The sequence below is a fragment of the Microbacterium sp. H1-D42 genome (assembly GCF_022637555.1).
Classification (GTDB): Bacteria; Actinomycetota; Actinomycetes; order Actinomycetales; family Microbacteriaceae; genus Microbacterium.
This window is the reverse complement of the sequence record NZ_CP093342.1, coordinates 123,296-136,314: the sequence shown is the minus strand read 5'-3', so window position 1 is coordinate 136,314 and position 13,019 is coordinate 123,296. Positions and strand designations below refer to the sequence as shown.

17 protein-coding genes are annotated in these 13,019 nt (G+C 67.8%); 8 read left to right on the top strand and 9 right to left on the bottom strand.

Annotation, left to right across the window (positions count from 1 at the left end; translation table 11 throughout):
* Positions 1-57 precede the first annotated feature (57 nt).
* The 3 genes from MNR00_RS00695 to MNR00_RS00685 form a co-directional block, all read right to left on the bottom strand.
* The gene (locus MNR00_RS00695; RefSeq protein WP_241927254.1) at positions 58-1,395 is read right to left on the bottom strand and encodes a dihydrolipoamide acetyltransferase family protein; all 1,338 of its coding nucleotides are present in this window, start codon (positions 1,393-1,395) and stop codon (positions 58-60) included.
* A gap of 110 nt (positions 1,396-1,505) precedes the next feature.
* Positions 1,506-2,486, bottom strand: a complete 981-nt coding sequence (locus MNR00_RS00690) for an alpha-ketoacid dehydrogenase subunit beta (protein ID WP_241927253.1) — start codon at positions 2,484-2,486, stop codon at positions 1,506-1,508.
* Positions 2,483-3,613 (bottom strand): thiamine pyrophosphate-dependent dehydrogenase E1 component subunit alpha, encoded by a 1,131-nt coding sequence (locus MNR00_RS00685; RefSeq protein WP_241927252.1) that lies wholly within the window; start codon positions 3,611-3,613, stop codon positions 2,483-2,485. Before MNR00_RS00685 ends, MNR00_RS00690 begins: the two co-directional genes overlap by 4 nt.
* 157 nt (positions 3,614-3,770) lie before the next feature.
* On the opposite strand from MNR00_RS00685, the gene MNR00_RS00680 reads away from it, so the two are divergent.
* On the top strand, positions 3,771-4,151 hold the full coding sequence (locus tag MNR00_RS00680) for a hypothetical protein (RefSeq protein ID WP_241927251.1): 381 nt from the start codon (positions 3,771-3,773) through the stop codon (positions 4,149-4,151).
* A 64-nt stretch (positions 4,152-4,215) separates the two neighbouring features.
* Here MNR00_RS00680 and MNR00_RS00675 read toward each other — a convergent pair whose 3' ends face one another.
* The 3 genes from MNR00_RS00675 to MNR00_RS00665 are packed head-to-tail and all read right to left on the bottom strand — an operon-like array spanning position 4,216 to position 6,125.
* Complete coding sequence (locus MNR00_RS00675) at positions 4,216-4,908, bottom strand: SGNH/GDSL hydrolase family protein (protein ID WP_241927250.1); 693 nt, start codon at positions 4,906-4,908, stop codon at positions 4,216-4,218.
* The gene (locus MNR00_RS00670) at positions 4,905-5,450 is read right to left on the bottom strand and encodes a TetR/AcrR family transcriptional regulator (RefSeq protein WP_241927249.1); all 546 of its coding nucleotides are present in this window, start codon (positions 5,448-5,450) and stop codon (positions 4,905-4,907) included. Before MNR00_RS00670 ends, MNR00_RS00675 begins: the two co-directional genes overlap by 4 nt.
* Before the next feature lie 57 nt (positions 5,451-5,507).
* Positions 5,508-6,125 carry a MerR family transcriptional regulator gene (locus MNR00_RS00665; protein ID WP_241927248.1) on the bottom strand — a complete coding sequence of 206 codons (618 nt, stop codon included), beginning with the start codon at positions 6,123-6,125 and terminating at the stop codon, positions 5,508-5,510.
* An 85-nt stretch (positions 6,126-6,210) separates the two neighbouring features.
* Here MNR00_RS00665 and MNR00_RS00660 point away from each other — a divergent pair, with 85 nt between their 5' ends.
* Together MNR00_RS00660 and MNR00_RS00655 are read left to right on the top strand one after the other, a co-directional pair.
* On the top strand, positions 6,211-6,627 hold the full coding sequence (locus MNR00_RS00660) for a hypothetical protein (protein WP_241927247.1): 417 nt from the start codon (positions 6,211-6,213) through the stop codon (positions 6,625-6,627).
* 9 nt (positions 6,628-6,636) lie between these two features.
* Positions 6,637-7,212 (top strand): DoxX family protein, encoded by a 576-nt coding sequence (locus MNR00_RS00655; RefSeq protein ID WP_241927246.1) that lies wholly within the window; start codon positions 6,637-6,639, stop codon positions 7,210-7,212.
* Between the two features lies 1 nt (position 7,213).
* Here MNR00_RS00655 and MNR00_RS00650 read toward each other — a convergent pair whose 3' ends face one another.
* Positions 7,214-8,281, bottom strand: coding sequence for a histidinol-phosphate transaminase (locus tag MNR00_RS00650; protein WP_241927245.1), 1,068 nt, complete (start codon positions 8,279-8,281; stop codon positions 7,214-7,216).
* A gap of 49 nt (positions 8,282-8,330) precedes the next feature.
* On the opposite strand from MNR00_RS00650, the gene MNR00_RS00645 reads away from it, so the two are divergent.
* From MNR00_RS00645 to MNR00_RS00635, 3 genes are all read left to right on the top strand, one after another.
* Entirely contained in the window at positions 8,331-8,537 is a 207-nt protein-coding gene (locus MNR00_RS00645; RefSeq protein WP_241927244.1) for a ribbon-helix-helix protein, CopG family, read from the top strand.
* Positions 8,537-8,908, top strand: coding sequence for a type II toxin-antitoxin system death-on-curing family toxin (locus tag MNR00_RS00640; RefSeq protein ID WP_241927243.1), 372 nt, complete (start codon positions 8,537-8,539; stop codon positions 8,906-8,908). Before MNR00_RS00645 ends, MNR00_RS00640 begins: the two co-directional genes overlap by 1 nt.
* Positions 8,909-8,981: 73 nt before the next feature.
* Positions 8,982-9,383: a phage holin family protein gene (locus MNR00_RS00635; protein ID WP_241927242.1), complete on the top strand. Its 402-nt coding sequence runs from the start codon at positions 8,982-8,984 to the stop codon at positions 9,381-9,383.
* A gap of 3 nt (positions 9,384-9,386) precedes the next feature.
* On the opposite strand, the gene MNR00_RS00630 is transcribed toward MNR00_RS00635, so the two are convergent.
* Positions 9,387-10,682 (bottom strand): hypothetical protein, encoded by a 1,296-nt coding sequence (locus tag MNR00_RS00630; protein WP_241927241.1) that lies wholly within the window; start codon positions 10,680-10,682, stop codon positions 9,387-9,389.
* A complete protein-coding gene (locus MNR00_RS00625; RefSeq protein ID WP_241927240.1) occupies positions 10,682-10,948 on the bottom strand; it encodes a hypothetical protein in 267 nt (88 codons plus the stop codon). The genes MNR00_RS00630 and MNR00_RS00625 overlap by 1 nt, the downstream gene beginning before the upstream one ends.
* Positions 10,949-11,061: 113 nt before the next feature.
* Between MNR00_RS00625 and MNR00_RS00620 the strand changes: the two genes are divergently transcribed.
* Together MNR00_RS00620 and purB are read left to right on the top strand one after the other, a co-directional pair.
* Positions 11,062-11,607: a low molecular weight protein-tyrosine-phosphatase gene (locus tag MNR00_RS00620; RefSeq protein ID WP_241927239.1), complete on the top strand. Its 546-nt coding sequence runs from the start codon at positions 11,062-11,064 to the stop codon at positions 11,605-11,607.
* Positions 11,608-11,612: 5 nt separating this feature from the next.
* Entirely contained in the window at positions 11,613-12,986 is a 1,374-nt protein-coding gene (purB, locus tag MNR00_RS00615) for an adenylosuccinate lyase (RefSeq protein WP_241928888.1), read from the top strand.
* Positions 12,987-13,019: the final 33 nt, after the last annotated feature.

Genomic DNA, 13,019 nt, shown 5'->3' with positions numbered 1-13,019 from the left:
CCGCTCCTTTGGGAGCGGACCATTGTCGTTCTACCGGTCCCCTTTGCGGTGAAGCACTCAGTCCACCAGCAGCGCGGGCTCCTCCAGCACGGCGGCCACGTCGGCGACGAAGCGGCTCATGGCGTCGCCGTCGAGCACTCGGTGGTCGAACGAACCGGCGACAGTCGTCACCCATCGGGGGCGCACCTCGCCGTCGACGACCCACGGCTTCTGGGCGATCGTGCCCATGGCGATGATGCCCGACTCGCCGGGGTTGATGATCGGGGTGCCGGCGTCCATCCCGAACACGCCGATGTTGGTGATCGTGATGGTGCCGCCCTGCTGGTCGGCCGGGCTGGTCTTGCCCTCGCGGGCTGTGAGGGTCAACCGGTTCAAGGCGCGAGCGAGGTCCTTCAGGCTGAGATCCTGGGCGTCCTTGATGTTCGGCACCAGCAGACCGCGCGGCGTGGCCGCGGCGATGCCGAGGTTCACATAGTGGCGCACGACGATCTCGGCACCGTCCTCGGTGTCGACCCAGGCCGCGTTCACCATCGGCGTGCGGCGGGCTGCCCAGATGACCGCGCGGGCCATGATCAGCAGGGGCGACACCCGGATGTCGGTGAAGTCCGGTGAGGCCTTCAGCCGACCGACGAGTTCCATCGTGCGGCTCGCGTCGACCTCCTTCCAGACCGTGACGTGCGGGGCCGAGTACGCGCTGCGCACCATGGCCGATGACGTCGCCTTGCGCACGCCTTTGACCGGGATCGACTCGCTGCGCCCGTCGGTCGCCTCCGGCGAGGACGGCTGGATGCCACGGGCCAGCCCCACCGGCTCCGGCGCAGGCGCCGGAATGGTCTCCTCGCGCACTGTCCCCCACTCCGGGGTCTCGATGTTGCGGAAGACACTCGCCTGCGAAGCGTGCTTCACCACGTCGTCGCGCGTGATCTCGCCGTCGGCGCCAGTTGCGGTCACCTCGGTCAGGTCGACGTTCAGGTCGCGGGCGAGCTTGCGGATCGGGGGCTTCGCGATCACTCCCACCGACGAGCGCACCGGTCGCTCGGCCGGCTTGCGTCGGCGTGACGAGGCGCCACCGCCGGTGCCGTAGCCGACCAGCACCGACCCACCGCCCTCCTCCGGAGCGGGCTCAGCGGGTGCCGAGGGCGCTGCAGCGACAGCATCCGACAAGAAAGTGATGATCGGCGCACCGACCTCGACGGTGACGCCCTCGGCCACGAGCAGCTCGCCGACTGTGCCGGCGTGCGGCGATGGCAGCTCGACGAGTGATTTCGCCGTCTCGATCTCGCAGATCACGTCGTTGATCGCCACGGTGTCGCCTGGCGCCACCTTCCAGGCGACGAGCTCGGCTTCAGTGAGGCCCTCGCCGACGTCGGGAAGGGTGAAGGTCTGAGTGGTCATGGCGAGTCCTTTCGGTTGCCGCAACTCCGGAGATTCGGCGATGATTCCGGGCCTGGCGGCCATTCTGTGCGATTTTCGGCAGTTTTTCCGGAGTTGCGGCCGGGTCGACGTCAGTAGGCGAGCGAGCGGTCGACGGCTTCGAGGATGCGGTCGGCATCGGGAAGGTAGACGCCCTCGAGCTTCGCGGGCGGGAAGGGCGTGTCGAAGCCCGAGACCCGAAGCACTGGCGCCTCGAGCGAGTAGAACGCGCGCTCCATGACCGTCGCGGCGATCTCGCCACCGAGGCCGTTGAATCCGGGCGCCTCCTGTGCGTGGACCATTCGCCCTGTGGATCGCACCGAGTCGAGGATGGGGCCGTAGTCCACCGGCGAGAGCGAGCGCACGTCGACGACCTCGCAGCTGGTGCCCTCGCCCTCGGCGATCGCAGCCGCCTGCAGCAGGGTGGTCACCATCGCGCCGTGTCCGACGAGGGTCACATCGCTGCCGCGGCGTACGATGCGCGATGCGTGCAGCGGGGCGGCGGATGCTGACAGATCGACCTCGCCCTTGGGCCAGTACCGGCTCTTGGGCTCGAGGAAGATCACCGGGTCGTTCGAGCGGATCGCCTCCTGGATCATCCAGTACGCGTCGTTCGGAGTCGACGGCGAGACGACGCGCAGCCCCGGGGTGTGCGCGAAGTACGTCTCCGGGCTCTCCTGGTGGTGCTCGACGGCTCCGATGTGCCCGCCGTAGGGGATGCGGATCACGATCGGCATCGACAGGGCGCCCTCGTGACGGTTGGTCATCTTCGCCAGCTGCGAGGTGATCTGGTCGAATGCGGGGAATACGAAGCCGTCGAACTGGATCTCGCAGACCGGGCGGAAGCCCGCCATGGCGAGGCCGATCGCCGTGCCGACGATGCCGGACTCGGCCAGCGGGGTGTCGAGCACGCGCTGCGAGCCGAAGTCGCGGTGCAGGTGCTCGGTGACGCGGAAGACCCCGCCGAGCGGACCGATGTCCTCGCCCATCAGCAGCACGCGGGGGTCGTCCTCGAGGGCCTTGCGCAGGCCGGCATTGAGTGCCTTCGACATCGGCACAGTCTCGATGGTCATCGGTTCGCCCCTCCCTCGAACGAGGCTTCGTACTGTTCCAGCCACGCCTTCTGCTCGTCGATGAGCGGATGCGGCTCGCTGTAGACGTGGTCGAACATCAGCTCACGGCCTGGGGCTGTGAGTGCGACGGTGCGCGCGCGGAGATCCTCAGCGGCATCCGCCGCCTCGGTCTCGACGTCGTCGAAGACGGATGCTGCCGCCCCTCGGCCCTCGAGGAACGCGCGCATGCGCGCGATCGGGTCGCGCTGCGCCCAGGACTGCTCCTCGTCGCTGCCGCGGTATTTGGTGGGGTCGTCGCTCGTCGTGTGCGCGCCCATGCGGTAGGTGACCGCCTCGATCGCCCGAGGCCCGCCCCCAGAGCGTGCCTCGTCGAGCTGCGCCCGCGAGACGGCGTAGCTTGCGAGCACGTCGTTGCCGTCGACGCGCACCGAGGGGATGCCGTAGCCGGCGCCGCGGGTGACCAGGGGCACCTTCGTCTGGGTCTCGACCGGCACTGAGATCGCCCAGTGGTTGTTCTGCAGGAAGAACAGCACAGGCGCGTTGTAGCTGGCGGCGAACACCATCGCCTCGTGCACATCGCCCTGGCTGGAGGCGCCGTCACCGTAGTAGACGACGACAGCCTCGTCGCGCTCGACATCGCCGGTGCCGGTCTTGCCGTCGAAGACGAGGCCCATGCCGAAGCCGGCCGCGTGCAGCGTCTGCGAACCGAGCACGAGCGTGTAGATGCGGGTGTTGCCGTTCTTCGGGTCGAGGGGGTTCCAGCCGCCGTGTGTGTTGCCGCGCATCACGCTGAGGATGTCGACCGGGTCGACGCCTCGGATGCGGGTGACCGCATGTTCGCGATAAGACGGGAAGAGCGTGTCCTGTCTGCGTGCCGCGTACGCGGATCCGACCTGCGCCGCCTCCTGTCCGCGGCTCGGAGGCCACAGCGCCAGCTGGCCCTGACGCTGCAGGTTGGTGGCCTGGGTGTCGATGGCGCGGATGACGACCATATCTCGGTAGAACTGCTCGAGTTCAGCATCCGACAGCGCGTCGATGAGGGGCAGGTACTGCTCGGCGGCGGCGCTCGGGGCGTATCGCCCATCGGCTTCCAGAACGCGAACGAGGGGTGTTTCGGTCGAGGTCACGCGTCCACGCTACCGACGGCGGCATGCCGCCTCACGCATAATTCGGGGGCCCTTGTAAGTGTCCGGAGATGCGACCAAGCGGCTTCCAGCCCACTCCTCTCCCGCATCAGCCCCCCAGCAGCGGGTTGCCCTGGTCGGCGTCCGCGACGACACTGTCGTGCCGTTCCTCTCAGACAACGAGTTCAGCTGCGGGCATCACGGCTTCTGGGGCAAGGTCTGCGCCACCACACTGCACTCGACGGTGTGCGAACTGGCCGGCGTCGAGATTCCGTCCGACCGGTGGCGCGCGTCGGCCGATCGCGAGAATGACCCCGCTGAACAGCACAACCTCATCGATGACCGCTCGCAGGCGGAGCTCCGCGTTGAGCTGCACCATCACCTGACGGAGTGGTATGCGACCAGAGCGCGCGAGGGCATGGAGGGCTGGAACCACGACGTGCGCGGCTTCGGCCAGGTTCACCCCGTGTCACGAGGTCTCCCGGAGACCCTGACGTATGCCACGACGCCGGCACCGGACGGCAACTCGGAGACCGACTGACCGCTGATGACGGTGGCCGGTGCTCAGGGAGCATGGCCAACTGCCGCCGCCGACTCCACTCAGTTCACCCGGCGACAGCCAGCGCGACGTCATTCGCCCAGCGCCGATACCCCGCAGGCGACGGATGGAAGCCATCCCGTGCGAAGAACGTGGCGTCCGCATCTGCGATGTCGGCCGAACTCAGCCACGAAACACCGCGACCGGCCGCGCAGACCTCTTGCGCGGCGGCATCGAGCGCGCGACCGCGCTCACTGAGGTAAGTGCGAAGCGCGCGGGGCAGAGCGGGAAACGCGTCGAACGGGGGGATGCCCGCGACGACCGTGCGCTCAGCCGCAGCGTCCAGGGCTTCGACGACGGCCGCGAGATCATCGCCCCATTGTGCGACCGGAGTGCGGGTGAGCACATCGTTGACGCCGATGAGCAGAACGGCCACGTCGACGGGGGTGTCCAGGTCAGGCAGCATCCGATATCGCACCCGCCGAATGGTCGCACCATGGCGCCCTTGCACCGTCCACTGCACTGGCTTGTCGCGGCGTCCGCTGAGCGCTCGGGCGAACTCGCCGGCGAACGCTTCCTCATGCGTTGCGGCTCCGCAGCCGGCTGCGGTCGACTCGCCCACCACGATCACGCGCAAGCCCTCCCCGACGCCATCATTGGTGCGTCCGGTGGTGGGACCCCCCGCTTCGGGAAGCACCTCGATCTGAGAACGGGCCCGGCGTCCTTGCACAGCCACCAAGGGCATCAGCAATGGATTCATGATCGGCGCCCTTCTTCTGCCAGCGCTGCGACCGCCGCTTGGCTGCCCTCGCCGAGATCGACTCCGAGGGTCTGCAGCATCATCACGAGAGCTCCCCTGCCGAAGAAGGCGGCCAGCCCGTCGGCGTCAGCGCCGGTGCTGTCCTGAGCGACGCGCAGCGCACGCGAGATCACGCCCCTGCATCTGCGGGCGATCTCGTCATCGGCGCGAGCTGCAGCGCAGGCCTGCAACCAGAAGCCGCTGATGACACCGTCCGAGACCAGCACGCGGAAGCCGGCGCCCATCTCCTCCATGGGGTCATCGGCGCCCTGCGCGGCCTGCAGGAACATCCCGGTGATGCGATCGGGCAGTTCATCGATACACGCTAGGAAGAACGCCTGTTTGGACCCGAAGAGGCGAAAGACGTAGGGCTGGGAGACGCCGATCCGCTCGGCCACCTGCGCAATCGCCGCGGTCGTGAGGCCGTGGTCGGCGAACGCACTGAGCCCCTCGGCTACTGCCTGCGTCCGGCGTTCTGCCGCGCTTCGCTTCTCATCTCGCATGCCTGCATCGTAGTAGTAACTAACTACTTACTAACAGCCCCATTCTGCGCATCACACTCAGGTCACCCGAGGAGGAAGGCCGTCGGCGAGCAGGTGCTGGTGCGCTAGGCGCCGCAACGCGAGCATGAGCGGCTCGTACAGAGCGGTCCCGAGCACTGAGTACGAGATCGCCTCCTCGAGGGACATCTCAGAGAGGGGGGCGATCTCGTCGACGGCGACGGTGCACATCGCATCCGCATAGCGGCGCAGGGTGTCCGGGCCGGCGTCGAGATTCGCGTGCTCGAGCGCCCGGATGGCGTCTTCGAGCTGAGGCACGGCGGTGAACGCGGGATCGTAGGTCAGCCCGAGCGACTCGATCGCCGCCTGAGCGCGGGGAAATTCTGCGCGGTCCCCCTGCACGTAGGGAGGAAGCGCCCCGATCGCCCTGCCGAGCACCACGACCGGGTCAGGATCGGGATCATCGATCAGTGCCAGGATCTGCTTGACCTTGGTGAGCGGCAGGCCCCGAACGTCGGCCAGCGCAGAGATGAGCTGCACCCGGGCGAGATGATCGTCGCCGTACTCGGCACGGGTCGCCGAGGTCGCCTCCCCCCGCTGGAGCATGCCTTCGCGAATGTAGAACTTGAGAGTGGCGATCGTCAGGCCACTGCGTTCGGCCAGTTCCGAGATGCGCATTCACGGCCTCCTTGAGCCCCTGGACTTTCGGATAGCTTAACTGTCTAATGTGATTAGATACTTTCACTATCTTAAGGAGCAAGATATGGACCCGATCCTCGCTATCGTCGCCGGAGCGACGATCCTCACCGTCGTCGGCGTGATGTCCGGCGGCACCTTCCTGCTGCGAATCGCAACAGGAGGACTTCCATTCAACGGCCTGCAGAAGACGTTCTTCCGAGCGGGGCACGCGCATGCGGGAGTGCTCATCATCCTCGGTCTGGTCAGCCTGCTGCTCCAGGATGCCGTCGGCGTGATCGGAGTGTGGCGGTGGGGCGCCGTCGGTGTGCTCGCCAGTGCGCTGCTCATCCCCGCGGGATTCTTCCTCTCCGTTCTAGGTCGCGACCCGAAGCAGCCCAGCCGGGTCATCGCGCTCCTGTGGGTCGGCGTCGTCGTGCTCGCCGTCTCTCTGATCACGGTCGGGATCAGCGTGATCGGCGCCGGCATCAACGCGTTGGACTGAGGGGCCGTCATGGAACCACTGATCATGCTCGTGGCGGTCACAGCCCTCCTGTGGCTGCTCGGCGCTCTCGGCGCACAGGCGCTGCGCCACTTTCCGACGGCGCTGCGCGGCGGGCTCGCCGCGATGTTCGCACTGACCGGGGTCTCGCACTTCATCGGCATGCGGGAAGAGCTGATCGCGATGGTGCCCGACTTCGTCCCCACCCCCGAACTCGCCGTCACGGCGACCGGCCTCGTGGAACTGGCCGGCGCGATAGGTCTGCTGATTCCGCGACTCGCAGGCCTGTCCGCGGCTGGACTCACCCTGCTGCTGATCGGCGTGTTCCCGGCGAACATCGCGCTCGCCCTGTCTGACGCACCGCTGCCCTGGTACGACGAGTTGCTGTGGCGAACGCTCACCCAGTTGGTGTTTCTCGCCGCGACCTCTGCGGTCGTCATCGACCGCCGCCGTGCGGGGTTCGCGTATCGCGCAGCCGGCCACCATTCACCGGCAGCGCACAGTCAGATGCCGACCGACCCGACGAGTCCGCTCCCCGATCACACGTCGGAATCAGCCGAGCAGCCCCGAGGATCGGGCCGCGCATGAGTCACCGCAGGGTCGCTGCAACCTCCAGCACGCGAGCGATCGACTCCTCTTCTCCGACCGAGATGCGGATGCCATCGCCGGAGAACGGCCGGACGATGAGGTCGGCGGCGACGAATGCCGCAGCGGCAGCATCCGTGCCATCGCCGGTCGGCAGCCAGATGAAGTTCGCCTGGGCGTCGGGCACGTCCCAGCCCTGTTCGCGGAGGCCAGCGACGAGACGGGTGCGGCGCTCGACGATGACGGCGACGCGGGCGAGCAGCTCGTCCTCGGCGTCGAGGCTGGCGATCGCGGCGCGTTCGGCGGCGCTGGTCACCGACAGCGGGATCGCGGTCGTGCGCGCGGCGTCGAGCACACGCGGGTTGCCGATGGCGTAGCCGACCCGAAGGCCCGCGAGGCCGAAGGCCTTCGAGAAGGTGCGCAGCACGACGACGTTCGGATGCTGTTCGTAGACGCGCTCCGCAAGACCGTCGACTGCGTCCTGAGCGGTCACGAACTCGGCGTAGGCCTCATCGAGGATGATCAGCACGTCGCTCGGGACGCGCGCGACGAAACCGGCGAACTCCGCACTGGTGACGACAGGACCGGTCGGGTTGTTCGGCGTGCAGACGATGATCGCACGGGTGCGGACGGTGACAGCATCCGCCATCGCATCGAGATCGTGCCGCGCGCCGTCGGTGAGCGGCACCTGCACGCCCGTCGCGCCGGCGACCAGCGGCAGGCCGGGGTACGCCTCGAACGAGCGCCAGGCGTAGATGACCTCGTCGCCGACGGATGCTGTGGCCAGCACGAGCTGGTAGAGGATCGACACGCTTCCGGTGCCGATGTGCACTGCGTCGGGTTCGACGCCGTACTTCTCCCCCAGGCGGGCGCGCAGCGCGCCGGCAGTGGCATCCGGGTACCGGTTCATCGGCGTCGTGTGCGCCAGCGTCTCGAGCACCGAGGGCAGTGGATCGAACGGGTTCTCGTTGCTGGACAGCTTGAACGCGTCCGGTCCCGCCTGCTTGCCCTGCCGGTAGGGCGGCAGCGCGGCGATCTCGGGACGGATGCGGGGCAGGATCGGCTCGGTCACGGGATCAGTCTATGGAGCCGAGACGGATCGCCGGTGGTACCATTCTGGTATGGCCATGACCGTGCGGATCCCCGAGGAGCTCGACGCGAAGCTCGAGGCGATTGCGCGCTCGCGGCACATTTCGAAGCATGCGGTGCTGATCGAAGCCGCCGAGCGCTTCGCCAGCACTGAGGCGAAGACCGCCCGCGTGCTGACGCTCGCGGACGAGATCACCGAACGGTACGCCGACGTGATGACACGCCTCGAAGACGCGTGATGGTCGAGTACATCGAGCCAGCACAGGCGATCGCCGTCGTCGAGAAGCTGGGTCTGCATGTACGCGACGAAGGACTGCTGTTCTCAGCGTTGGCACGCCCAGCCGCCAGCATGTTCGGAACAGATGCGTACGCCACGATCGAGCAGAAGGCGGCGGCGCTGCTGAGTTCGCTGTCTCAGAACCACCCTCTGTTCGACGGCAACAAACGGCTGTCCCTGGTACTGACGCTCATCTTTCTCAGACTGAATGGATTCGAACTCAACTTCAGCGACGACGATGCCTTCGAGCTGGTCCTAAGCGCCGCTCAGGGCTTGGTGACCGTCGATGAACTCGCGCACGTGATCGCTGCCGGCATCCACGCTGAACCCTGACGGATCGAACCGTCGCAGATTCTGCGCCAGTTCACCCCCTGACATCACCAGTCAACCGTGGCAGGATCGACGGATGCGATTCATCGTCCGCGTCGTCGTCAATGCCTTCGCCATCTGGGTTGTCACACTCATCCCCGTGCTCGAGGTCAGCATCCGCCCGTTCTCCCCCGGTGAGACTCTGCAGGTCGTGCTGACGCTGCTCGCCGTCGCCGCGATCTTCGCGCTGGTGAACACCATCATCGGCACCGTGATCAAGATCGTCGCGATCCCGCTGTACATCCTCACGCTCGGGCTGATCTCGTTCCTCATCAACGGCTTCCTGCTGTGGCTGACCGCCTGGATCACCAGCGGATTCGGCTGGGGCCTGACGGTCGAGTCGTTCTGGTGGGGCGTCGTCGCGGCCGTCATCATCTCGATCATCAACGCGATCTTCGGTGCGATCCTGCGCCCCCAGAAGAAGCAGCGGCACGACTGAGGCTCAGGGTCGCTCGGCCAGGAACTCGGTCGTCTCGACCTTGGCCGCCTGACCGAGCTCGGCGAAGAAGGACTCCTGCAGATCGGTCACCCTCGGGTCGCCCGAGGAGTCCACCTGCCCCGCGGTGTCGAGATACTCCTCGAGTCGGTGCGGCCCAAGCGGTGACACGGAATCCACCTCGGCGCGCGCCGTGAAGCTCCCTGTCGAACCGGTCCCACCGACGCTTCCGCCGCCGGACAGGTTCGAGATCGGATCCCCCTGGTGCCGCAGCTCGACGAGCGTCTGGTCGGCGGCGAGTGACGGTTCGACAGGATTGCCGGCAGTGATCACGACGTCCACGTCGTAGGTGCCCTCCATCGCGGTGAAGCTCGCAGCAGCGGCACCCTGGGAGTAACCCACGAACCCGACCCGATCTCCCGGGTTCGCTCCGGCCGCTTCCAGTGCCTTCTCTATCGCGACCTGCGACGCGGCCTGGTCGCGATCGATGTACATGTCCCAATTCGAGCCCATGTCCCACGGATCTTCAGTGCCAGGGACGATCGCCCGGGTGCCGTCGACGTAGGCCACGAACCGACGCGAGCCGTCTCCCATCGTGTACTTCTCGACGACGACCTGTCCCTCCTTGCCCGCGGGGATGCGCGAGAGCGAATCCTTGACCCCTGAGACCGGGGTGGTCACGCCCTTCGCGACCGGGGCGACCCGCACCGGCGGTGGGGTCCCCTTCAACACGGTGTCGAACGGCAGCAGGCCGCGACCGTGCGCGGCGGCCCGCGCCATCACCATCAGCCCGGCGCCGACCGTGCCCGCACCCCACGGACCGAGCAGCACGTCGAACACGCCATCCAGCGGCTGATCCTTCGTGCCGTCGAACCGCCGCTCCTCCCACCCGGCGATCAGCATGTCGGCGCGCTTCTCGAGGTCAGCGTCGCCGGCCAGCAGCGCATCGATGCGGCCCTGCAGCGCCATCGCTTCGCTCGGCCGGTGCACGCTGAGGGCTGCCTGCTCGTTGCGCAGCTCGACCAGCTCGAAGGTGTCGGCCATCACCTCGACGCCGTGCACATCGCTGCGGGTCTCGTCTGCCATGCTCGCCAACCGCTGCGCGCATGCCACCATCGCTCCGGTGCCGACAGTCGCGGCGAGCGCCGGGACCTGCGCGCATGTCGCGCCCGCGCGCCGCACCAGATGCGAGGCGTCCTCCAGGTGGGCGCTCACCTGACCGAGGCGTCGTCCGATCTCGCGCACCATCGACGAGTCGACCGAGATCGCCCCACCAGAGGTGATGTTCAGGTCGTCGCTCATCAGCGGATCCCCGCCCTGACGATCCCCTGCTGCTCCTGCACGGCGACGACCTCGCCCATCAGCCCGCGGTGCAGTTCGGCGAGCGCCCCGCGCAGCGCCCGCGCTCCGGCCCCGTCACTGCGCCACGCCGAGTCGGCGACCAGCCCCGCACCGACGCCCTCGGCGCTCGCCAGCCGGTCTTCGGCTTCCTCCAGCAGGCGCAGAGCGGCGAACGCGGCCCAGAGTCCGTCAGCAGCAGGAGGGGAGGCATGCGCGATGGTGTACATGCCTTCAGAGTGCGCGTCTGGCAGCATCCGACTTCGCGCTGTTCGCACGACCTGTGGACAACTTCCCCGCGCCGATCATTGGGGACAAGCCCCGATCCGGGCAGAATAGAGCGATGACCGACTCGGATCCCTTCCGCGTCATCTTCGTCTGCACGGGCAACATCTGCCGGTCGCCGATGGCCGAGGTGGTGCTGCGTGCGCTCTCGGCGCGACACGGGCTTGATGCGCACGTAGTCTCGAGCAGCGCCGGCACGGGCGACTGGCACGTGGGCGAGCGCGCCGACGAACGCACGATCGACGCCCTCACCCGCCGGGGGTTCGACGGATCGCTGCACCGCGCGAAGCAGTTCAGCGCAGCATCCTTCGCCGAGAACGACCTGATCGTCGCTCTCGACCGCACCCATGAGCGCATTCTGCGCGCCTGGGCGCGCACCGACGACGACGAGGGCAAGGTGATCCTGCTTCGGGCGTTCGACGCGCACGCCTCGAGCATGGATGTGCCCGATCCGTACTACGCCGGCCCCGAGATGTTCGATTCGGTGCTCGCTATGATTGAGACTGCGACCCGCGGACTCTTCAGCCAGCTCGAACCGGCTGTGCGGGCATCCCATTCGTCGCCCCGCGCGATGCGGGGCCCCGAGCAGGAGGAACTCCTCTGACTTCTCTGCCCTCGCTTCCGACCCAGCCGCTGAGCCCCCTCGACGGCCGCTACCAGGCCGCCGTCTCCGGCCTCGCCGACTACCTCTCCGAGGCGGGCCTGAACCGCGCCCGCGTCGAGGTCGAGGTGGAGTGGCTGATCGCCCTCACCGACCGCTCGCTGTTCGAGACTTCGCCGCTGTCGGATGCTGACAAGCAGCGCCTTCGGGCGCTGTACCGCGACTTCGGCCAGGCCGAGATCGACTGGCTCGCCGCCAAGGAGGCCGTCACCCGTCACGATGTGAAGGCCGTCGAGTACCTCGTGCGCGACCGGCTCTCCGCGCTGGGTCTCGACTCGATCGCCGAGCTCACCCACTTCGCCTGCACCAGCGAGGACATCAACTCCGCCTCGTACGCCCTCACCGTCAAGCGCGCCGTCGAGGGAGTCTGGCTGCCGGCGCTGGATGGCGTGATCGCGAAGCTGCGGGAGCTTGCCGTGGAGCATGCGGATGCCGCGATGCTCTCCCGCACGCACGGCCAGCCCGCCACCCCGTCCACCATGGGCAAGGAGATCGCCGTCTTCGCATGGCGCCTCGAGCGCGTGCGCGCGCAGATCGCGGGCTCGGAGTACCTGGCGAAGTTCTCTGGTGCGACCGGCACCTGGTCGGCGCACCTGTCGGCCGACCCCGATGTCGACTGGGCGCAGCTGTCGCGCGAGTACATCGAGGGCATGGGCATCGACTTCAACGTGCTCACCACGCAGATCGAGTCGCACGACTGGCAGGTCGAGCTGTATGACCGGATCCGTCACGCCGGTGGCATCCTGCACAACCTCGCGACCGACATCTGGACGTACATCTCGCTCGGCTACTTCGCGCAGATCCCCGTCGCCGGTGCGACCGGATCGTCGACCATGCCACACAAGATCAACCCGATCCGTTTCGAGAACGCCGAGGCGAACCTCGAGCTCTCGGCGGCGCTGCTCGGCTCCCTGTCGCAGACGCTGGTCACCAGCCGCCTGCAGCGCGACCTGACCGACTCGACCACGCAGCGCAACATCGGCGTCGCCCTCGGGCACTCGCTGCTCGCGCTCGACAACCTGCGCCGCGGCCTGAACGAGATCTCGCTCTCACGCGGCGTGCTGCTCGATGACCTCGACCACAACTGGGAGGTTCTGGCCGAGGCGATCCAGACGGTCATCCGCGCCGAGGTCGTCGCCGGCCGCTCGAACATCTCCGACCCGTACGCGCTGCTGAAAGAGCTCACCCGCGGTCACCGCGTCGGCGGCGCCGAGCTGGCGGAGTTCGTGCAGGGTCTCGAGATCGGGGATGCTGCGAAACAGCGCCTGCTGGCCCTGACCCCCGCGACCTACACCGGCATCGCCGAGCAGCTCGCAAAGTAACCCGGCGTCTGGCGTCTGGCGCCTGGCGTCCCG